The sequence below is a fragment of the Comamonas sp. A23 genome, from assembly GCF_004522605.1.
Taxonomy (GTDB): domain Bacteria; phylum Pseudomonadota; class Gammaproteobacteria; order Burkholderiales; family Burkholderiaceae_C; genus Comamonas; species Comamonas thiooxydans.
Genome location: NZ_RSDT01000002.1, coordinates 702,409 through 722,482, shown reverse-complemented (window position 1 = coordinate 722,482; position 20,074 = coordinate 702,409). Strand labels below are relative to the sequence as shown.

General features: G+C 65.0%; 16 protein-coding genes. 9 read left to right on the top strand and 7 right to left on the bottom strand.

Annotated features, from left to right (window positions below):
• Nucleotides 1-15 precede the first annotated feature (15 nt).
• From EIC84_RS07745 to EIC84_RS07725, 5 genes are all read right to left on the bottom strand, one after another.
• Complete coding sequence (locus EIC84_RS07745; protein WP_003061796.1) at nucleotides 16-723, bottom strand: riboflavin synthase; 708 nt, start codon at nucleotides 721-723, stop codon at nucleotides 16-18.
• A gap of 95 nt (nucleotides 724-818) precedes the next feature.
• On the bottom strand, nucleotides 819-1,688 hold the full coding sequence (locus tag EIC84_RS07740) for a FapA family protein (protein ID WP_240701974.1): 870 nt from the start codon (nucleotides 1,686-1,688) through the stop codon (nucleotides 819-821).
• A gap of 143 nt (nucleotides 1,689-1,831) precedes the next feature.
• On the bottom strand, nucleotides 1,832-2,011 hold the full coding sequence (locus EIC84_RS07735; protein ID WP_003061800.1) for a hypothetical protein: 180 nt from the start codon (nucleotides 2,009-2,011) through the stop codon (nucleotides 1,832-1,834).
• 194 nt (nucleotides 2,012-2,205) lie between these two features.
• On the bottom strand, nucleotides 2,206-3,444 hold the full coding sequence (locus EIC84_RS07730) for a PLP-dependent aminotransferase family protein (protein ID WP_003061802.1): 1,239 nt from the start codon (nucleotides 3,442-3,444) through the stop codon (nucleotides 2,206-2,208).
• Nucleotides 3,441-4,856 carry a VOC family protein gene (locus EIC84_RS07725; protein WP_034361363.1) on the bottom strand — a complete coding sequence of 472 codons (1,416 nt, stop codon included), beginning with the start codon at nucleotides 4,854-4,856 and terminating at the stop codon, nucleotides 3,441-3,443. The genes EIC84_RS07730 and EIC84_RS07725 overlap by 4 nt, the downstream gene beginning before the upstream one ends.
• A 170-nt stretch (nucleotides 4,857-5,026) precedes the next feature.
• On the opposite strand from EIC84_RS07725, the gene EIC84_RS07720 reads away from it, so the two are divergent.
• Nucleotides 5,027-5,944, top strand: a complete 918-nt coding sequence (locus tag EIC84_RS07720; RefSeq protein ID WP_034361365.1) for a LysR family transcriptional regulator — start codon at nucleotides 5,027-5,029, stop codon at nucleotides 5,942-5,944.
• Nucleotides 5,945-6,070: 126 nt separating this feature from the next.
• On the opposite strand, the gene EIC84_RS07715 is transcribed toward EIC84_RS07720, so the two are convergent.
• The gene (locus EIC84_RS07715) at nucleotides 6,071-6,982 is read right to left on the bottom strand and encodes a transporter substrate-binding domain-containing protein (protein ID WP_003061808.1); all 912 of its coding nucleotides are present in this window, start codon (nucleotides 6,980-6,982) and stop codon (nucleotides 6,071-6,073) included.
• A gap of 467 nt (nucleotides 6,983-7,449) precedes the next feature.
• Between EIC84_RS07715 and EIC84_RS07710 the strand changes: the two genes are divergently transcribed.
• Both EIC84_RS07710 and EIC84_RS07705 read left to right on the top strand, forming a co-directional pair.
• Nucleotides 7,450-8,115: a DUF2760 domain-containing protein gene (locus tag EIC84_RS07710; RefSeq protein WP_003061810.1), complete on the top strand. Its 666-nt coding sequence runs from the start codon at nucleotides 7,450-7,452 to the stop codon at nucleotides 8,113-8,115.
• 3 nt (nucleotides 8,116-8,118) lie between these two features.
• Nucleotides 8,119-10,095 carry an Hsp70 family protein gene (locus EIC84_RS07705; protein WP_003061812.1) on the top strand — a complete coding sequence of 659 codons (1,977 nt, stop codon included), beginning with the start codon at nucleotides 8,119-8,121 and terminating at the stop codon, nucleotides 10,093-10,095.
• Between the two features lie 250 nt (nucleotides 10,096-10,345).
• Here EIC84_RS07705 and EIC84_RS07700 read toward each other — a convergent pair whose 3' ends face one another.
• Nucleotides 10,346-11,377, bottom strand: coding sequence for a porin (locus EIC84_RS07700; protein WP_034361292.1), 1,032 nt, complete (start codon nucleotides 11,375-11,377; stop codon nucleotides 10,346-10,348).
• Between the two features lie 196 nt (nucleotides 11,378-11,573).
• Here EIC84_RS07700 and EIC84_RS07695 point away from each other — a divergent pair, with 196 nt between their 5' ends.
• The 6 genes from EIC84_RS07695 (at nucleotide 11,574) to ntrB (ending at nucleotide 19,984) form a co-directional block, all read left to right on the top strand.
• A complete protein-coding gene (locus EIC84_RS07695; protein WP_003061816.1) occupies nucleotides 11,574-14,435 on the top strand; it encodes an Hsp70 family protein in 2,862 nt (953 codons plus the stop codon).
• Between the two features lie 195 nt (nucleotides 14,436-14,630).
• Nucleotides 14,631-15,659 carry a tripartite tricarboxylate transporter substrate binding protein gene (locus tag EIC84_RS07690; RefSeq protein ID WP_134737305.1) on the top strand — a complete coding sequence of 343 codons (1,029 nt, stop codon included), beginning with the start codon at nucleotides 14,631-14,633 and terminating at the stop codon, nucleotides 15,657-15,659.
• 58 nt (nucleotides 15,660-15,717) lie between these two features.
• Nucleotides 15,718-16,098, top strand: coding sequence for a DUF2809 domain-containing protein (locus tag EIC84_RS07685; RefSeq protein ID WP_003061820.1), 381 nt, complete (start codon nucleotides 15,718-15,720; stop codon nucleotides 16,096-16,098).
• Between the two features lie 57 nt (nucleotides 16,099-16,155).
• The gene (locus EIC84_RS07680; RefSeq protein ID WP_003061822.1) at nucleotides 16,156-17,430 is read left to right on the top strand and encodes a nitrate regulatory protein; all 1,275 of its coding nucleotides are present in this window, start codon (nucleotides 16,156-16,158) and stop codon (nucleotides 17,428-17,430) included.
• A 260-nt stretch (nucleotides 17,431-17,690) separates the two neighbouring features.
• A complete protein-coding gene (locus EIC84_RS07675; RefSeq protein WP_003061824.1) occupies nucleotides 17,691-18,965 on the top strand; it encodes a CmpA/NrtA family ABC transporter substrate-binding protein in 1,275 nt (424 codons plus the stop codon).
• A 26-nt stretch (nucleotides 18,966-18,991) separates the two neighbouring features.
• Nucleotides 18,992-19,984, top strand: coding sequence for a nitrate ABC transporter permease (gene ntrB, locus EIC84_RS07670; protein ID WP_003061826.1), 993 nt, complete (start codon nucleotides 18,992-18,994; stop codon nucleotides 19,982-19,984).
• Nucleotides 19,985-20,074 lie beyond the last annotated feature (90 nt).

The following is a 20,074-nucleotide window of genomic DNA, read 5'->3' as shown; positions in this document are numbered from 1 at the left end:
GCCTCTGACCCGGGGCTATTGCTTGGGCAGTTGCGGCACATCCACAAAATCGTCCAGGCTCAGACCTTTTTCCTGCAGCAGGGCTTCGAGCACGGGCTTGAGCCGGCCCAGGCTGGCTTCCACGGTTTCGCGCACGGTATCGACCACCACCTGGGTGCTGCGCTCGATCTCGATATTGACCAGATCGCCGACCTTTTTGTCGCCGAACACCGTCATGCGCAGGGTTTCGGGAATCAGCCAGACCTCGAACCAGCCCTCCTTGCGATTCACCTCGGCCACCGTCAGGCTGGCGCCGTTGACAGCGATATAGCCCTTGGCAAACACATAGGGGCGAAAGGCCTCGGGAATGCCGAAGCGGATCTTGTGATTGGTCTCGGTCTGCATCAGCTCCAGCAGCGGCGCCGTGAAGTCCACATGGCCCGACAGAGGGTGGCCGCCAATCTCGGCGCCATCCCTGGCGGCGCGCTCCACATTGAGCGTGTCGCCGGCCTTGTAGCTGCCCAGCGTGGTGATGTTCAGGCTTTGCAGCATCACATCAAAGCTGGCGCTGGTGGGCGAGAGGTTTTCGGTCACCGTCAGGCAGACGCCGTCGTGCGAGACACTGGCGCCAATGGCCAGATCCTGGCAGAAGCCTTCGGGAAACTCCATGATGAAGGTGCGCAGGCCGTCCTGGTCGCGCAGCGCGGCAATCTTTGCCACGGCCTGAATGATGCCGGTAAACACGGGGCAGACTCTCTTTTATCAACAGGCGGGCGCCGGGCGCTGGCCTTGGGTCAAAAAAGCTATTTTGCCTGCTTGCACCTTAACCCGACCAGCGTCTAGGCGAAGGCCGGCCGGCCTTCCCAGAAGCCGCTGATCAGCGCCTCGGGCTTTTTGAGCGCGCGCACCCAGGCGCAGTCGGGCCAGGCCTGCATCTGCACATTCATGCCGGCAAACACGCCGTAGCCCGGGCCGGCCGCGATCTCGCCATCGGCCTGCAGGGTCTCGCCGCTGCGGATGCTGCAGGTCGCGCGGATATCGCCCTGTGCCTTGATGCCCCAGCCGGCCTGAATATGGTTGCCGCACAGAATGCCGTCATTGCCGGCAATGCCATGGCCTACATCGAGCAGGCCCTGCACCTCGATGGCGCCGCCTGCTTTCAGGCCCTTGCCGCAGTGCATATCGCCTTGCACCTGCACCTCCTGGCCGATATGGGCATTGCCTTTGAGCTTTACATGGCCGCCGCCGCGCAGCTCCCAGCCGCAGCGCAGGTCTTCGGCGCGCACCTCGCCTTGCACCTCCACGCTCCAGGCCGCCTTGATGCTGCCGCCGGCCTGGAGCAATTCACCGGCAAAGATGGCGCCGCCGCATTGAATCTCTTCGCCCGCTTCCAGCTTGCCCGCGCGTATGCCGCCGCCCGCCTCCAGGCTGCGACCCACCAGCAGCTGGCCGGGGACGCGCACATCGCCGTGCACGATCAGCGTGCCGGCATAGACGAAGTTGTCGGCCTCCAGGTGCTCGAGCTCCAGCACGCTGTTGGTGGAGCCGAAGTTCTCCAGCAGCCAGCGTGCATCTTCCACGCGGCCGGCGGCCACCTGGGTGTCCATGGCCGCCTGGTAGTCGCCGCCGGCCAGGTTGTTGCGCACAAACCAGCGGTAGCCCATGGCACATGGGTTTTTGCCGCGCAAGAAATTTTGAGTGAGTTCCATGTCCATGGCTGACCTCCGGATCGTCCTTTGAGCAAGATGCGGTGCGCGTGACAGTGCGGACGCCTTAGACGTGGACGTACCTCTCCTATGCACCAGGGAAATGCTGTTTGGGAAGGCCGTGCGGAGGATGTGAGCTGTGTGCTTCAAGCCTTCCGCACGGCGGCGGAAAGCATGGCCGTGACACCGCTCAGGCTCACGAATGCGGTGGGAATGCCATGGCGGCGGGTGTGCAGCGCACGCAGCACGCAGGCACGCGCGGACAGCTCTGCAGCAAGGGCAGAGCGGCGCAGGCGGGCAGCGGTGGACATGTGCAGGCAGGCCATGGCTAAGAAGATGTCGGAGCCCTGATTATGCCGCGCAGCCCGGGCTGGTGCAGATGATCCCCTGCTTGTCCGTTGTTTCATGGCGCTGTGCATGGCCGGGCGCCGCGCAAGGGCCGCCCCGCAGCGTCGGTGCCGTCCCCTCCGGCGAAGCCAGAGAGGGGGAAGACGCGAAGCGGCACAGAGGGTGCTTTATCTCAGCGGCTTTGCGCGGCGGCCTGGCACAAGCGCTCCACGGCCTGCGCGATCTGCGGCACCTCGGGCGCGGCAAACGACATGCGCAGCGTGTGCAGGTCGGGATCGGCCGGATAGAAGGCCTTGCCAGGCACATAGATCACGCCCAGGGCCACGGCGGCGTCGAAGAGCTTTTGCGGGTCGATGTAGCGGTCCAGCTCGGCCCAGACGAACATGCCGCCCGCGGGGCGCGAGCAGCGTATGCCGCTGTCCGGTGCAGCGTTCAGGCCCTGGACCAGGGCCTGCATGCGGCGCTGGTATTCCTGGCGTGCGCGCTGTACGGTAGCCGGGTAGCGGCCGCTGGCCAGATAGCAGGCGGCGACCGACTGCGTCAGCGGCGAGGTGCACAGATCGGCCGTCTGCTTGGCCACCGTGCAGCGGCGCAGCAGCGGTGCGTCGGCCAGCATCCAGCCCACGCGCAGCGCGGGGGCCACGGTCTTGGACAGGCTGGACAGATAGATGACGGGGTTGGAGCCGGGCTCGGCCAGCCGCTCGCCCGCGGCGCGCACGGTGCCCGGCATGGCTTGGTGGATGCCGCCGGGCTCGTCGAAGCGCAGCTCGCCATAGGGATCGTCCTCGACCACCCAGAAGCCGTGCTGCCTGGCCAGTTGCACCAGAGCCTCGCGGCGCTCGGCCGCCAGCAGCGTGCCGCGCGGGTTGGAGAAGTTCGGCACGGTGTAGAGCAGCTTGGGGCGCTGGCCGGCGGGCAGTGCGGCCAGCAGATCGGCCAGGGCTTCTGTCTGCAGGCCTTGCTCGTCCATGGGAACGGGCAGGATGCGCGCCTGGGCCAGACGCAGGGCCTGCAGCGTGGCGGGATAGGCCGGCACCTCGACCAGCACCGTGTCGCCGGGCTCGACGAGCACGCGCACCAGCAGGTCAAAGGCCTGCTGCGATCCGGTGGTCACGAGTATGTCTGCGGCCGTCGCATGCATGCCGCGCTCGCGCGCCTGCTGCGCCAGGGCCTCGCGCAGCTCGCTCAGGCCTTCGGTGGCGCCATACTGCAGCGCGCCGGGGCCCTGGGCCATGGACTGCTGTGCAGCCTGGGCCAGGCCCTCGGCATCGAAGAGGCTGGGCGATGGATAGCCGCCGGCCAGCGAGATCATGCCGGGGCGCGAGAGGTAGGGAAATAGCTCGCGTATTGGAGACCCCGCAGGCTCGGCAAACACCGCGGCAAAGGGAGCCAGTGCGCTGTCCCGACTCATGCCACAGCTCCCGACAGCATTGCGAGAACCTGAGCCCTGGATTGCTGCTCGGAGGCCTCGTACAGGGCGATCTCGTCATGCACGCGCGCGCCCAGCGCGCTTTCGAAGACCTGCTGCGCGGCATGGGCCTGGTATTGCTTTTGCTCCTCGCCGCCGAGGTTGGACTGGAAGATGCCGGCCGCGCTCACGGGCAGAAAATCTTCATAGGTAATCGGCTCGGCCTGCACCAGACCCCGGTCGATCAGTGCTTCCAGGTCTGCACCGGCAGGGCTTTGGGCAAGCGAGGCCTGAGCCTGCTCGGTCAGGCGGTAGCGGTAGAAGGCCAGACCCTGGCGGCGCAATTGTTCGTGCGTGTCGGGAAACTGCGTGAAGACCTGCTGCAGGCGGTGTGCATAGTCGGGCGCGGCGCTGCCCGCGCTGTCTATGCCGCGCACCAGGCCCAGCAGCTCGTCGTAGAGGGCGCGGCCCTTGCGTGTCAGCGCGACACCGCGCTGCTCGATCTCGCCAAAGCGCGCGGTATGGGCGCCGGAACTGTCCGCGGCGTCCGCATCGGTAAAGCGCACGGCCTCCTTGAGTGCCTTGAAGCTGGTCTGGCGCAGCAGGATGGGGCAGGCGCGCTGCGGCGGGCCTTCGACCACGTCCTTGGCATCCATGCCGCGCGCGGGCATATCGGCCTGGGCCATGTCTATGTCCAGCGTGCGTGGCGTCAGATGGTTGATGTGCGGGCCCTTGAAGCACACCACATCGGCCACCAGGCGGTGGGCTTGCTGCAGGGCCTTGTAGGTGGCGGCATCCACAGTGGCGTCGCTGTGCCAGCGGAAGGTCTCCAGGGCCTGCTGCACGAAGGCGTCGGCGTTGCTGCTGTCCAGGCCTCCGTCACGCTCGGCCTGGGCAATGAGCTCCAGTGCGCGTGGCGTGAAGATGCTGCGGCGCTCGAGGATCTCGGCGGCCTGCGCGCGCAGCGCTGCATCGGCAATCAGCTCCAGGCGCAGCAGCGAGGTGAAGACACGAAACGGGTTGGCCAGCAGTGCCTCGTCGTGCACGGGGCGAAAGGCCGTGGAGTGCACGGGAACGCCGGCCACCGAGAGGTCGTAATAGCCCACGGGCTCCATGCCCATCACGGCGAACAGGCGGCGCAGCGTGGCCAGTTCCTCGGCCGTGCCCACGCGGATGGCGCCATGGCGCTCCACATCCAGGCGCTCGAGCTCGCCGCTGCTGTTCATGCGCTGGCGCAGTTCGGGGTCGGCCTGCAGCGCCACGGCGTTGACATCGGCCACCAGGTCGATCAGCGTGCCGTACTGCGGCACTTCCTTGCGGTACATCTCGGACATGGCACGCGAGAAGCGCGTGCGGATCTCGTCGACGCTGACAAAGCGGGCTGCGGTGGAAGAGGCGTGGGGCGTGGCGCTCATGACAAAACAGAAGGGCTGGGGTTCGTGGGATGGCCGCGCCGCTGGCGGGGCCGCAGGAATATGCAGCATGTTCTGCGCCGTCATGACTTTGGTCAAACGATAATCCGGCCTGCAGGTCATACCCGGATGGAATGAACCTGCACCCGAATCCCTCCCACATCCTTGCCGCCATGCAGTTATCCCGTCGCTTTCTGCCCCCCATGTCCCTGCTCTGCGCCTTCGAGGCCTCGGCGCGGCATCAGAGCTTTACCGCAGCGGCCGCCGAGCTGCATCTGACGCAAAGCGCCGTCAGCCGCCAGATTCGCGCGCTGGAGGAGCGCCTGGGCACCGAACTGTTCGTGCGCGAGCGCCAGACCGTGCGCCTGAGCGCTGCGGGCCAGGCCTATGCGCAGGAGATACGCGCTGCCCTGGCGCGCATCTCCAATGCCACGCTGGGCTTTCGCACCAATCCGCAGGGCGGCAGCCTGAACCTGGCCATCCTGCCGACCTTCGGCACGCGCTGGCTGGCGCCGCGGCTGCCGCAGTTCTTCAGCGCCCATCCGGGCATCACCATCAATCTGACAACGCGGCTGTCGCAGTTCGATTTCCAGCTCGAGGCCGTGGATGCGGCCATTCATTTCGGCTTGCCGAACTGGCCGGGCGCGGAGCTGGAGTTCCTCATGAGCGAGACCGTGGTGCCGGCCTGCAGCCCCGATGTGGCGGCCCGCCATGGCTTTGCCCGGCCCCAGGATCTGCTGCGCGCGCCGCTGCTGCATCTGGCTTCGCGCCCCGACGCCTGGCAGCGCTGGTTCGGCAGCCAGGGCTGCCAGGGCGGCGATATGCAGGGCATGCTGTTCGATCAGTTCGCCACGGCGGCGCAGGCGGCTATTGCCGGCGTGGGCGTGGCGCTGCTGCCCAAGTTTCTGATCCAGTGCGAGCTGCAGACCGGCGATCTGGTCCAGGCCCTGCCGCAGCTGCCAGAGGTGGAAAGTGCCGAGCGCTACTACCTGGCCTGGCCGACCAGCCGCTCGGCCTATCCGCCGTTGCAGGCCTTCCAGGGCTGGCTCAAGCAGGTCGCGCAGGAGTTTGCTTCTTCTGCGCCGCTGTAATGAAAAAAGGAGCTGCCAGCGCAGCTCCTTCAATGACTTCAGCAATGAATATGCCTGAAATGGTTGTTCAACAAGCGCAACAAGCTATCAATAAAGCATGACTTCAGGCGCAGGCTTGCGGTCGTTTCAGCTGTTGTAGGCTTCCAGCGGCTTGTCATTGGGCACTTGCAGCAACTGCTTGAGCGTCTCGCTCATGGGCAGGTTCAGCGGCATTTCCTTGGGTGGAATGGGCTGCATAAACCACTTGTCGTAGATCTTCGCCACCTCGCCGGACTTCATCATGCGCACCAGGGCATCGTCCACGGCCTTCTTGAAGCTGGGATCATCCTTGCGCATCAGCAGCGCGATGGGCTCCGATCCCAGCGCCTCGCCCACGATCTTGTAGCCCCTGGGGTCCTTGGAGTTGGCGATCACGCCGGCCAGCAGATTGTCGTCAAGCACAAAAGCATCCGCGCGGCCGGACTCCAGCATCAGAAAACTCTCGAAATGGTCCTTGCCCAGCTGGGTCGGCAGCTTCACATTGTTGTCATGGCTGTACTTGCGCAGCAGCTGCACGGCGGTGGTGCCTGCCGAAGCTGCCACGGTCTTGCCGTCCAGCTGCTTGAACGAGGTCACGGGCGAGTCTGCGCGCACGGCCATGCGCACCTGGCTGACATAGGTGGTGACGGCAAACGAGACCTGCTTCTGGCGGCTGAGGTTGTTGGTCGTGGGGCCGCAGCCCAGATCCACCGTGCCGTTCTGTACCAGTGGCATGGTGTTCTGCGCGGTGATGGCCATGTATTCGATCTTGGCACTGGGCGCGATCTGGGCCAGTACCTTTTCGCACAACTCCACGTGGTAGCCGGTGAAGCGGTGGTTGGCACCTATGGCATAGGCCATGGGGGCCGAGCTTTCGCGCACGCCTATGACCACCTTGCCGGTCTTCTGCAGTTTTTCCAGCGTGCTGCCGGAAGTGGTCTGGGCCTGGACGCCGGAGGCGGCCATGGCGGCTACAAGGGCGGTACATGCCAGCGTTATGTTCGCGGTCATCAGGCGCATGGGGGAAGTCTCCTCGGGAAGTGGGCGTATCGAAAACGCAATGCAGTTGTTGTTCGGTCGTTCATGGTGCCGCGCATTGCCTGCAGCCCATGAATCGGCAAGACCCGTTGCCGGGGTGGCCTGTTTGTCAAGATCCTGCATCAACTATCCGGCAAATGGCAGCGGTTTCATAACGATGAAACGGAAGAAGGTCATGCTTGCGGCGTATGACCCGGCAGCGCGTGTCCAGGTGCGGCAGCCGGCGCGGCAAAGCCATAGCGGGACGGCTGACCGGGCTTTTTGGGTAATATCTGCGCCTGTTGCACAGGCCCGCGCGCATCTCGTTTGCGGCGCGTCCAGCCTTGTGCCGCCAGGGCCGGCCGTGTCGCTGCCGCCTGGTCCGGCTCCGTTTTCGGTTCGCGCAGCGCAGCCCGCAAGGGCGCCACAGAATGACTCTGCATGCGTGAACCTGTTTTGAGACAGACTCCATGACTGCCAATACTCCCCCCTCATTCCTGAGCCGCATCGCCATCGCGATCGGCAGTTTCTTTGCCATTCTCGGTAACGGTCGCCTGGCCGCCGACGTGACCCGTGTGCGCGCCGGTGAGGCTTTTGCCGCCGACGTCGCCCCCAGGGAAGTACGCGTGGAAGTGCCGGTCGAGAAGATCGTCGAGGTTCGCGTCGAAGTGCCGGTCGAAAAAATCGTGGAAAAGACCGTCGAGGTTCCGGTCGAGAAGCTGATCGAAAAAACCGTCGAAGTGGAAAAGCTCGTCGCCACCGATAGCGCCGCCCTGCAACTGCTGGGCCTGATGCAGCGCGAGGCCCGTTTTGTGGACTTCATCCAGGAAGACGTCGCGCCTTATACCGATGCCGAGATCGGCGCGGCTGCGCGCGTGGTGCATGAAGGCTGCCGCAAGGTGCTGCGCGAGCATTTCACGCTCTCCCCCGTTTGCAGCGAAGCCGAAGGCTCGCGCATCACTTTGCAGGCCGGTTTTGACGCTGCTGCCGTGCGACTGACGGGCAATGTGGTCGGCCAGCCTCCGTTTACCGGCACGCTGTCCCATCGCGGCTGGCTGGTGACGCAGGTCAGGCTGCCCCAGCTCACCGACATTCAGGCCGCCAAGGTCATCGCCCAAGCCGAAGTGGAGCTGTGAGCCATGAATATGTTTGCCTCCATCGCCGCATCGGGTGCGGCCAGTCAAGCTGCGAGCACTCCTGATTCCGTGGCTGCCGCCGCTCAGCCACAAGGCCCTGCAGGCCAGGCCGACGCCCTGTCTGCCGGCGCTAGCTACAGCATCGGCATCGATCTGGGCACCACCCACTGCGCGCTGTCCTATGTGAACAAGACCGCCAGCGATGGCGAGAAGGTGGTGCAGGGCGTGCTGGACATTCCCCAGCTCACGGCTCCCGGCAGTGTCGAGGCCAGGCCCCTGCTGCCGTCCTTTCTCTATCTGCCGCACGAAAGCGAGCTGACCGAGGCCGAGCGCAGCTTGCCCGGTGCGCCCTGCGACTTCATCACCGGCGAATTCGCCCGCAGCCGCGGCGCGGCCACGCCCATCCGTCTGGTCAGCAGCGCCAAGAGCTGGCTCTGCCACCCAGGCGTCGATCGCCGCGCCGGCATTCTGCCCGCCGATGCGCCCGAGGAAGTCAGCCGTATTTCGCCGCTGACCGCTTCAACCCGCTATCTCGAGCATCTGCGCCGCGCCTGGGAACAGGCCCACCCCGAGGCCCCGTTTGCCCAGCAGGACATCACCGTCACCATCCCGGCATCGTTCGACCCCGCGGCGCGCGAGTTGACGGCCGAGGCCTGCAAGGCCGCGGGCTTTGCCAGGCTGACACTGCTCGAAGAACCCCAGGCCGCGCTGTACAGCTGGATCCAGGCCAGTGGCGGCCAGTGGCGCAAGCAGGTCAAGCATGGCGACATCATCCTCGTCGTGGACGTGGGCGGTGGCACCACCGACCTCTCGCTGATCGCCGTGCTGGAGCGCGATGGCAATCTGGAGCTGCAGCGCATTGCCGTGGGCGAACACATTTTGCTGGGCGGCGACAACATGGACCTGGCTCTGGCCTACGGCGTGGCACGCAAACTGGCGGCCGAGGGCAGGCAGCTCGATGCCTGGCAGACCCGTGCGCTGGCCCATGGCTGCCGCACTGCCAAGGAACAGTTGCTGGCCGACGCAAGCCTGCAGGCCGTGCCCGTGGTCGTACCCAGCCGGGGCAGCAAGCTCATCGGCGGCAGCATTCGCACCGAAGTGACACGCGACGAAGTGCTGGCCATGCTGGTCGAAGGCTTCTTCCCCAAGGTGGCCGTCAGCGACAAGCCCAAGGCCCGTGCGCGCGGCGCACTCACGCAGCTGGGCCTGCCCTATGCGCAGGATGCCGCCGTCACGCGCCACCTGGCGGCCTTTCTGAGCCGTCAGGTTCATGCGCTGGCCGAGATCGAGGGCCTGAGAGGCGATCAGATCGACGGTTCCACCTTTTTGCATCCCACGGCCATTCTGTTCAACGGTGGCGTGCTCAAGGCACCCCAGATCGAGCAGCGAATCCTGGAAGTCATCAACGGCTGGCTGGACGACGAGGCCTGCGAGCCTGCGCGCCTGCTGGACGGTGCCAACCTCGATCTGGCTGTGGCCCGCGGTGCGGCCTATTACGGCCATATCGCCACCAGCGGTCGCGGCGTGCGCATTCGCGGCGGCACGGCTCAGTCCTATTACGTGGGTGTGGAGAGCAATATGCCCGCCATCCCCGGCATGGAGCCGCCCCTGTCCGCCCTGTGCCTGGCACCGTTCGGCATGGAGGAGGGCACGGAAGTCGCTCTGCCTGACGAAGAGTTCGGCCTGGTCGTGGGCGAGCCCGTGCGTTTGCGCTTCTTTGGCTCGTCCGTGCGCCGCACCGATCAGGTCGGCACCATGCTGGACTTCTGGTCGCCCGAAGAGCTGGTGGAGCTGCAGGAGATCGAGCTGAATCTGCCCGCCGCCGGCCGCGCTGCCGGCGAGGTGGTGCCCGTGACCCTGGCGGCGCGCGTGACCGATATCGGCACGCTGGAGCTCAATGCCGTGCCCGTGGGCGGAAGCGAGCGCTGGAAAGTGGAATTCGATGTGCGCGCGGAGACCTCTGCGGAGGCCGCCGAGTAAGGCTGTTGAATTGCTCGACTGCGAAAGCCCGCTGGCCGATTGGTTGGCGGGCTTTTTTGTTCTCTCTTTTTGTTCTCTTGTTTGTGGCTGCACTTCTGGCCGAGACCCGCCCTCTGTCCGTGACAAAGGCATGTCACAAAAAGGTTCAGGCCCAATCATGCCAGGCGCAAGATCATGAAACTCTTCTTTTGAGAAGCAGGGCGCGCACCATGCCCACCAGCAACATGGCACGTGCCCCACTCAAGCAGGTCTAGAACGCGTGGCGCAGACCGATGCTCAGGCTGCTGGCATCCTGACCATAGCCCACGCCACCCTTGAAGTTATAGCCATAGGCCACGCCGGCGCCGTTGTCGATGCGTGTGTAGGCAGCGTAGAGCTTGGTGCGTTTGCTCAGGTGGTGGTTGTAGCCAAGAATCCACTGGCGTGCGCTGCTGCCGGGCACATGGCTCCAGCGGCTGGCCCAGCCGTAGCCCAGGGCAAGCTCCGAAGCGCCGACCCGGTAGGCCGCAGTCACGCGCGCAGCGTCACGCGTGCCGCAGCCGGTACCGCCATTGCTGCACAGCGAGCCCGAGCCGTTGTCCGAGCGCTGGTAGTAGGCACCGATCTGCAGCGCATTCCAGATGTAGTGGCCGCGCAGGGCAAACTGCCTGTCGTCACCCAGCTGGGTAAAGCCCGCGCCCAGGGCCAAGGGGCCGCGTTCCCAGTTGGCATAGAGGTCGTAGCCGTTCTTCTGCACGGCGCCTGTCGTCTTTTCGTGTAGCGATGCCTGAGCTTCCAAGGTCAGCCCGGCCATCACAGGGCTGCGGTAGGCGATCTTGTTGGTGTTGCGCATCACGTAGTCGTAGAGCGCATCGGCGATGGAGCCGGTGTCGTGGTTGGGCTCATCCAGTGCACCATAGTCGGCAATGCCGAAATAGGTGGCGGCACCAAAACGGCCCAGGCGCAGCTTGCCCAGACTGCCCGAGAGGTTGACTTCGCTCTGGCGCTGAAAGGCCAGGGCGCCGGTGCTGCCGGTACCGGCGCCGGTATCGGATTCGAAGCCGGATTCGAGCTGGAAGCCGGCCTTGAGGCCGCCGCCCAGGTCTTCGCTGCCCACAAAGCCAAAGCGCGAGTTGTTGTTGAAGAGCCCGGTCAGGCTGCTGTTTCCAACCTTCTGATGCTCGACCGAGGTATTGAGGCGGCCGTAGATCTGAACGCTGCTTTGTGCGAAAGCGGCAGAAGCTCCGGCGGTGGCCAGAGCGGCGAGGAGAACACGAGACACAGTTGTTGTTTTGACTGGCATGTAGCGACTAGCCTTCGATCTTTGCTATGAAACTTGCGCGAACCTGCGCGCTTGTTACAAGGCAAATCCCGTGCCAGCCACCGTGCACTGCTTTGGACAGTTGTCGTCGCTGCAGCAGCTCATCCCGGCAGGCGGTTCGGGCATCCGGCTCTTGTTACGATCGGCGACAGAGTTTTACGTGTCTTCGTCCCAGCCCATGCATCCATCTCGCCCCACCCACGCCGTCGGCATAGACCTGGGCACCAGCCACACGGTCGTCGCAAGCGTTCCGCTGGACGGTGCGACTGGCGATATCGCGCTGCTCGATATTCCGCAGCGCAGTACGGCAGGCGAGCTCGTGGCTCAGTCTCTGCTGCCTTCGGTACGTTACCAGGCGGCAAAGGGCGAGCTGGGCGAGGCCTGGCAGCAGCCCTGGCCGCCGCAGGGCGCGGATGAAGCTGCGCCTGCCGTCATCGGCCGCTGGGCGCGAGATCTGGGGGCTGCCGTGCCGGGGCGGCTGGTGGCCAGTGCCAAAAGCTGGCTCTCGCACACCGGCGTGGATCGCACGGCGCCCATACTGCCCTGGGGCGCGGGTGACGATGTAGTCAAGGTCTCCCCACTGGTCGCGTCAAGCTCCTATCTAGCCCATGTCAGAACGGCCTGGGACAGAGCCTATCCCGAGGCGCCGTTGCATCAGCAGGCCGTGGTGCTGACCGTACCTGCCTCGTTTGATGAAGGCGCACGCGCGCTGACGCTGGAGGCTGCACAGCTGGCCGGTCTGCCGCGCGTGCAATTGCTGGAGGAGCCCAAGGCCGCGTTTCACGACTGGCTGGTGCTGCAGGGCGATGAGCTGGCCGCGCAACTGGCGGACAGCCGGCTGGTGCTGGTGGTGGATGTGGGCGGGGGAACTACCGATCTGACGCTGATCCGCGTGGGTGCATCGGCTGACGGCAGCCTGCCCACGCTGACGCGTACGGCCGTCGGCGAGCACCTGATGCTGGGCGGCGACAACATGGATTTGGCGCTGGCTCACCAACTCGAATCTGCATTTGCTGGCGAAGGTCAGAAGCTCCCTGCCCAGCGCTTTGCCCAGCTGGTCCAGCGCTGCCGCATGGCCAAGGAGCAGTTGCTGGCGCAGAACGCCCCAGAGCAGATCGGCATCACCTTGCTGGGGGGCGGCAGCAAACTGCTGGCGGCGACTCAAAGCGTCATGCTGACCCGCGAGCAGGTGCGGCAGTCGGTGGTCGACGGCTTTTTGCCGGTCGTGCAGATCAGCGATATGCCCGCCAGGCGGCAGGGCGCGCTGCGCGGCTTTGGTCTGCCCTATCCGGCCGATGCGGCCATCAGCCGTCATCTGGCGCATTTTCTTGCCCAGCATGCAAGTGAAGGTTTGCCCGATACCGTGCTGCTCAACGGCGGCGTGTTCCATGCCCATGCCATGGTGCAGCGTCTGACAGAACTGCTTGACCGGTGGCGCGGCAGCCCGGTGCGCGTGCTGCACAACCCGCACCCCGACTGGGCCGTGGCGCGCGGTGCGGCAGCCTACGGGCTGGCCCGCCATCAGGCAGAGCTGTCGGTGGCACAGATTGCTGCGCCCAATCAGCCAGCAGCACGGGCCGGGCAAGCGTCGGCAGCGATCAAGACCATGGTGCCGCGCATTGGCGGCGGTTCGGCACGCAGCTACTGGCTGCTGCTGCCGGGCGAGAGGGGCGAGGCTCCGCAAGGCCTCTGCCTGCTGCCGCGTGGCACGGAAGAGGGCGTGCGCATGGTGCTCTCTGGCCGGCGCTTTGCGCTCAAGCTGGGCCAGGCCGTGCGCTTCAATTTGCTGGCCAACAGCCAGAGCCATGTACCTGCGCAGGCCGGCCAGATTGCAGCTTTGATCGGCGAGGGCTGGGTAGAGCTGCCGCCCCTGGCCACGGTGCTGCCCGCGCCCGAAGGCCGGGCCGCAGCCCAGGTCGAGGTGCAGCTGCAAGCCTGCATGAGCGAGGTCGGCACGCTGGAGGTGCGCTGCGTGGCCGTGCAGGATGCGGGCCAGTCCTGGCTGCTGCCCTTTGCTGTACGCGGTGCTTCGGCTTCGGAACCCATAGCTGACAGCGCCGGTGAACAAGGCGCTGAAGGCGCAAAACAGTCTAATTCTTTGGCAGCCAGGCTGCCCGAAGCCGTGGCCCTGGTGGAGCGCATCTTCGGCACGCAGGCGCAGGAGGTGACGACCCGGGAAGTGCGCCAGTTGCGCCAGTCGCTCGAAAGAATCCTCGGCCCGCGCGAGGGCTGGGAGCTGGGCCTTCTGCGTGCCTTTTTCGATGCGCTGCTGGCCCGTGCCAGGCGTCGCCGCCGCACGGCCGACCATGAGCGCGTCTGGTTCAACCTTGCAGGCTGGTGTCTGCGCCCAGGCGTGGGGGCGCAGCTCGATGGCTGGCGCATAGACCAGGTCTGGGCCTTGTATGGCCAGGGTCTGGGTCATGCCAAAGAGGGCGCCAACTGGACGGAGTGGTGGGTGTTCTGGCGCCGCGTGGCTGCGGGTCTGAATGAGGCCCGGCAGATGGAGCTGCTCGAAGACGTGGCCGGCCATATGCAGAAGGCCGTGCAGCAGAACACGCGCGGCAAATCCAGCCACGGCAGCTATGACGACATGCTGCGCCTGTTCGCGGCCATGGAGGCCGTGCCCTGGCAGTACCGCCAGGAAATGGGGCAGTGGATGCTGCAGCGCCTCAGGCGCGAGGATGAAACCGTGCAGACCTGGTGGGCCATAGGCCGCCTGGCGGCACGCCAATCGCTGGCCGCCAACGCCCATCTGGTGATGCCGCCCGATGCGGCGCTGGAGTTCCTGAACGCCACGCTGGCTCAGGACTGGCGCAAGAACGAAACCGCTATGTTTGCCGCCGTGCAGATGGCCCGCATGACGGGTGACCGCGCGCGCGATCTGCCCGATGCCGTCAGGGCGCAGGTGCTGGAGAAGATGCGAAGCAGCGGCGCTCCCGAGCGCTGGATGGCCATGGTCGAGCAGGTGGTGCAGATGGAGGCAGAGGATCACAGGCGCAGTCTGGGCGATAGTCTGCCGCCGGGGCTGGTGCTGCTGTGAAGAGGCTGTGCCGCTGCGGCCAGGCTTTTGGTCACGGCATTTGCAGGAGGCAGCCACTGCCAAACGCGATGGCCGAACAGTGAGCGCTGCTCAGGTCGCCCGACCAGCGATGCAAGAATGGCCTGTTGCATGGGACGACAGGCCGGCATGGAGGGCTGGCAGCATCCATGTCCACCACCACAGGAAATGATTGCCATGAAGTTTGAAGAAGCTGCGCGCACCGAGATGGCGCGAAACGCTGTTTTTATCTCCGGAACCCGACGCCGCCCGCTACTGCTGGCGGCGGTGGCTGCCGTGGTGGCGGCTCCTCTGACGCAAGCATTGGCGCAGGGCGGCAACTGGCCTGCCAAGCCGATTACCTTTGTCGTGCCCCAGGCACCGGGCGGTGCCAACGATGTGATTGCGCGAGCCGTGGCGCAGGGGCTGGAGAATTCGCTGGGCCAGCCCGTCATCGTGGAAAACCGCGCCGGTGCCAACGGCAATCTGGGTACGGGCCAGGTGGCGCGCAGCGCGGCCGACGGCTACACCTTTCTGGTGACGGCGCAAAGCGCCTACACCATCAATCCGGCGCTTTATTCCAGGGTGCCGTTCGATCCCATCAAGGATTTCACTCCCGTGATGCAGCTGGCCGTCGCGCCTTATCTGCTGGTGGTGAATCCGAACTTCCCGGCCAAGAATCTGGACGAACTGGTGGCCTATGCCAAGGCGCATCCGGGCAAGGTGGAATACGCTTCTGCCGGCAATGGCACGCTCAACCATCTGTTGGGCGAGATGCTGAAAAAGCAGAAGAACGTGAGCCTGCTGCATGTGCCTTACAAGGGGGCGTCGGCTGCCGCCACCGATGTGGTGGCCGGCCAGTTGCCGGTGACCTTTGGCAGCTTTCCCGGTGTGATGCCTTTTGTCAGCAGCGGCAAGCTGCGCGTGCTGGGCGTGGCGTCCGACAGGCCGACCTCGCTGGCGCCCGAGATACCCGTGCTGGGCAAGGGCCTGGCCGTGACCAGCTGGTACGGCTTGTTCGCACCGGCCGGTACGCCGCAGCCGGTGGTGGACAAGCTCTATCAGGCCGTCAAGACCGTGCTGGCCAGGCCCGAGATGGCCGAGCGCCTCAAGACTCTGGGCGCCGAGCGCGTGGAGTCCACGCCGCAAAGCTTCAAGGCCATGCTGCCGGCCGAGCTGGCGTACTGGAAGCAGGTGGTCAAGGACTCCGGCGCGCATATCGACTAAAGGGGACGACAGCTTGTTGATACATCTGGCCGCTGCCGGACCCTTTCGTCGCTCACGGATGGTGTTGACCCTGCTCATTGCGGTGGTCATTGCCATCGGGCTGGCCTCGCGCCGGGGCTACATGCCCTTTCCCGCCGTGCTGGGCAACTATCCGGGCGATGCGCTCTGGGCCTGGGTGGTGCTGCTGTGCGTGGCCTGGCTGCGGCCGGCCATCACGCGCGGCAAGCTCATGGCCTGTTCCCTGGTCATCGCCTTTGCCATCGAGTTCCTGCAGCTCTATCAGGCCCCCTGGATGCAGGCCCTGCGTGCCAACAAGTTGGCCTATCTGGTTCTGGGCAACGGCTTCGACCCCTTGGATCTGCTGGCCTATGTCGTGGGAATCGGTGTGGGCGTCATGGTGGACTGGTTCTGGGAGAGGCGGCAGCGTCGCCTTGCCTGAGATGGCATGAATCGTGCTCGTCGTCCATGGCATCAACATGACGATAAGCACTACCCCATGAAAACGCCTCTGCACTATCTGGTGGCTGCAAGGCAAAGCGAGATTGCCGAGCTGGAGCAGATCAGCCGCGCCAGCAGCCTGGTGGCGAGCATGTCCGAGCTCGTCCATGCGCTGCAGAAAGAGCGCGGTCTCTCGAATATCTTTCTGGTCAGCGGTGGAGCACAGGCGCAGCAGAGCCTGCTCGATCATGGCCGGCATGTGGACCAGGTCATGGAGCGGGTCTGCCTCGCACTTGAAGAGCTGGGCGCGCGGGCGCCGGGTGCGCATGGAGCTCGTCTGTTCAATGCGATTGCCAATGCGCTGCAAGGCTTTGAAGCCCTGCCGCTGCTGCGCCGCAGGCGCGATGCGCTGCAGCTGAGTGCCGAGGATTGCACGCAGGCGCTGATCCGCATGATTGCGGCCTGCCTGACCGTGGTGTTCGAGGCGGCGGACAGCGCTTGCGATCCCGATATCGCGAAATTGCTGGTGGCGCTGTTTCATTTCATGCAGGGCAAGGAGCTGGCGGGCCAGGAGCGCGCCACAGGGGTCGCGGCGTTTACCGCAGGGGCCGGCAGGACGGAGCGTCAGCGCCATTGGCTGCATCTGATCGAATCGCAGGAGCGCTGCTTTCAGGTGTTTGCAGACTTCGCCAGCCCCTCGGGAATGGAGCGCTGGCAGCAGCAATGCGGGGCCTGTCCCGATATGACGGTGATCGAGCGGCTGAGGCGCCTGGGCTGCACGGCCGGGGACGGCATGGCGCTGGACTGCAGCTTGAGCTCGCCATGGTTCGAAGCCTGTTCCAGCCGGCTCGATGCCATGCACCAGATTGAGGCATTCCTGGCCGAGGAACTGCAGGCCCAATGTCTGCGCAAGCTGGAGCAGGCAGGTGCCGCGCTGAGTCAGCAAAAGGCGCTGCTGGAGATGCAGCCGCTGCCCGGGACTCGCGCCGAAGCGGCTGCGGCCTTTCTGGGAGCCACGCAGCCAGCCGCCTCCTTGCCTGCGGAGGGTGCATACGGGCTGCAGCTCGAGAAAAGCATTGTCTTGCTGGTGCAGGAGCAGTCCATGCGCTTGCAGGACATGCAGACCGAAATCGACAAGGCGCGCGCCACGCTCAAGGAGCGCAAGACCATAGAGCGGGCCAAGGGCGTGCTGATGAACTACCGCCAGCTCAGCGAGGGCGAGGCCTACAAGCTGATCCGCCAGACGGCCATGAACCAGAACCGGCGCATGCTGGATGTGGCCGAAGCGATTCTGGCCACGGTGGACCTGCTGCCGGGCAGCACCAATTCATAGCGCTTGGCAGCTCGGTGTTTGTTGCGCTGCACCAAATATGGGCCAAAACCGGAAGCGCAAAGCATGCTCCGCCTCTGATCAAGGTCTGGCATGGTTTGTGCATGACTGTTGATGTCAAGCAGACCAAAGGCGGTCGCGCTTAAAGCGTTATTACGAGTGACCTGGGACAACGGCGTCCTTTTCTCCTCACACCCGAGGAGGGAAGGGCGCCTTTTTGTTTTCCGGATCGCCTTCACCACGATTCTTGATGGAGTTTTCTCATGAGCCAGCGCCTTTCTTCGACTACTGCTCCCACGCCGGAGCCCGTATCTGCCGGTGGCCGGCGTGAGTTTTTGCGCGTGGCTGGCGCCGCCGCCCTCTATGGCTCGCTGGGTCACCATGGCGCCTGGGCTGCAGGCTCCGACGCGCCGGAGAAGAAAGAGGTCAAGATAGGCTTCATCCCGCTGACCGATTGCGCCAGCGTGGTCATGGCCTCGGTGCTGGGCTTCGATCAGAAATACGGCGTGAAGATCGTCCCCAGCAAGGAAGCGAGCTGGGCCGGCGTGCGCGACAAGCTGGTCAACGGCGAGCTGGACTTCGCCCATGTGCTCTACGGCCTGGTCTACGGCCTGCATCTGGGTGTGGGCGGCCCCAAGAAGGACATGGCGGTGCTCATGGGGCTGAACAACAACGGCCAGGCGATTACGCTGTCCAAGGCCCTGGCCGACAAGGGGGCGGTCGACGGAGCCAGCCTGGCCAAGGTCATGGCCAGGGAAAAGCGCGAATACACGTTTGCCGGCACCTTCCCCACCGGCACCCATGCCATGTGGATGCATTACTGGCTGGCGGCTGCGGGCATCAATCCGTTATCCGAGGCCAAGCTGATCACCGTGCCGCCGCCCCAGATGGTGGCCAATATGCGCGTGGGCAATATGGATGGCTTCTGCGTGGGCGAACCCTGGAACCATCGCGCCATCATGGATGGCATCGGTATTACGGCCAACACCACGCAGGACATCTGGAAGGACCATCCCGAGAAGGTGCTGGGCACCACGGGCGAGTTCGCACAGAAGAATCCCAATACCTGCCGTGCCGTGATGATGGCGATTCTCGAAGCCGGCCGCTGGATCGACGCCAGCCTGCAGAACAAGACGAAGATGGCCGAGACCGTGGCCCAGAAGTCGTACATCAACACCAGTGTGGACGCCATCAACCAGCGCATTCTGGGCCGCTACCAGAACGGCCTGGGCAAGACCTGGGACGACCCCAACCACATGAAGTTCTTCAACGACGGGGCCGTGAACTTCCCCTATCTGTCGGACGGCATGTGGTTCCTCACCCAGCACAAGCGCTGGGGTCTGCTCAAGGCTCATCCCGACTATCTGTCCATGGCCAGGCAGATCAACCGCATCGACCTCTACCAGCAGGCGGCAAGCCAGCTCAAGGTCAGCGTGCCCAAGGATGTGCTGCGCACCAGCAAGCTGATCGACGGCGTGGTCTGGGACGGCAAGAACCCTGCCCAGTACGCCGACAGCTTCAAGATCAAGGCCGCCTGAGGCCGCCACCTTAACGGAGAACCATCATGGTCAGTGCCGTACTTCACTCACCGCTCGAACTCGATCCCCCGCACGATCCGCAACTGGCAGCCCAGGCGGCCAACGATGCGCTGCTCGAAACTTCAAAAGAGATAGCTGCCGGCACAGAACTTGTAAAGGCTGAAGTGCAAAAAGATATCAAACCCAAAGCGATAGTCAAGGCTCCGGTTGCGGTGGCACCCAGCCGCTTGCGCCAATGGGCTGAACAGCTATTTGCTCAGGTCCTGCCGCCGCTGCTGGGGCTGGCGCTGCTGGTCGGGCTGTGGTCGCTGGTATCGAGCAGCACCGGTAAGAGCATTCCGACCCCGGCCGAGACCTGGGAGCAGGCCCTGCAGGTGTTCAGCGATCCCTTCTACCGCAACGGGCCCAACGACCAGGGCGTGGGCTGGAATGTGCTGTCCTCGCTGCAGCGCGTGGCCCTGGGTTTCGGTCTGGCGGCACTGGTCGGCATCCCTTTGGGCTTCGTGATCGGGCGCTTCGGCTTTCTGTCGCGCATGTTCAACCCCTTGATCAGTCTGCTGCGCCCGGTCTCGCCGCTGGCCTGGCTGCCGATCGGCCTGCTGGTGTTCAAGGGCGCCAATCCGGCAGCCATCTGGACCATCTTCATCTGCTCGATCTGGCCCATGGTCATCAACACCGCCGTGGGCGTGCAGCGTGTGCCCCAGGACTATATGAATGTGGCGCGCGTGCTCAATCTGTCGGAGTGGAAGATCGCCACCACCATTCTGTTTCCTGCGGTGCTGCCCTATATGCTGACCGGCGTGCGCCTGGCCGTGGGCACGGCCTGGCTGGTGATCGTGGCCGCCGAGATGCTGACGGGCGGCGTGGGCATAGGCTTCTGGGTCTGGGACGAGTGGAACAACCTCAACGTCAAGAACATCATCATCGCCATCTTCGTGATCGGCATCGTGGGCCTGGTGCTGGAGTGGGCCATGGTCAAGCTGGCTTCGGCCTTTACGTTTGAAGAGGTCAAGACTTAACCCACCCCTGAGCCGCGCCCTCGGGCGCGTCACCCCCTCAAGGGGGCACCACCGGTGGCCCGGCAAAGCCGGCGCCACGGTGGTCTCGGA

Bases quoted from the DNA above. Each gene is read 5' to 3' on its own strand.
- EIC84_RS07740 (WP_240701974.1), bottom strand. From the start codon at position 1,688: ATGGAACTCACTCAAAATTTCTTGCGCGGCAAAAACCCATGTGCCATG.
- EIC84_RS07685 (WP_003061820.1), top strand. From the start codon at position 15,718: ATGGTGTTGACCCTGCTCATTGCGGTGGTCATTGCCATCGGGCTGGCC.
- EIC84_RS07730 (WP_003061802.1), bottom strand. From the start codon at position 3,444: ATGAGTCGGGACAGCGCACTGGCTCCCTTTGCCGCGGTGTTTGCCGAG.
- EIC84_RS07705 (WP_003061812.1), top strand. From the start codon at position 8,119: ATGAATATGTTTGCCTCCATCGCCGCATCGGGTGCGGCCAGTCAAGCT.
- EIC84_RS07710 (WP_003061810.1), top strand. From the start codon at position 7,450: ATGACTGCCAATACTCCCCCCTCATTCCTGAGCCGCATCGCCATCGCG.
- EIC84_RS07695 (WP_003061816.1), top strand. From the start codon at position 11,574: ATGCATCCATCTCGCCCCACCCACGCCGTCGGCATAGACCTGGGCACC.
- EIC84_RS07700 (WP_034361292.1), bottom strand. From the start codon at position 11,377: ATGCCAGTCAAAACAACAACTGTGTCTCGTGTTCTCCTCGCCGCTCTG.
- EIC84_RS07715 (WP_003061808.1), bottom strand. From the start codon at position 6,982: ATGCGCCTGATGACCGCGAACATAACGCTGGCATGTACCGCCCTTGTA.
- EIC84_RS07675 (WP_003061824.1), top strand. From the start codon at position 17,691: ATGAGCCAGCGCCTTTCTTCGACTACTGCTCCCACGCCGGAGCCCGTA.
- ntrB (WP_003061826.1), top strand. From the start codon at position 18,992: ATGGTCAGTGCCGTACTTCACTCACCGCTCGAACTCGATCCCCCGCAC.
- EIC84_RS07725 (WP_034361363.1), bottom strand. From the start codon at position 4,856: ATGAGCGCCACGCCCCACGCCTCTTCCACCGCAGCCCGCTTTGTCAGC.
- EIC84_RS07690 (WP_134737305.1), top strand. From the start codon at position 14,631: ATGAAGTTTGAAGAAGCTGCGCGCACCGAGATGGCGCGAAACGCTGTT.
- EIC84_RS07720 (WP_034361365.1), top strand. From the start codon at position 5,027: ATGCAGTTATCCCGTCGCTTTCTGCCCCCCATGTCCCTGCTCTGCGCC.
- EIC84_RS07735 (WP_003061800.1), bottom strand. From the start codon at position 2,011: ATGGCCTGCCTGCACATGTCCACCGCTGCCCGCCTGCGCCGCTCTGCC.
- EIC84_RS07680 (WP_003061822.1), top strand. From the start codon at position 16,156: ATGAAAACGCCTCTGCACTATCTGGTGGCTGCAAGGCAAAGCGAGATT.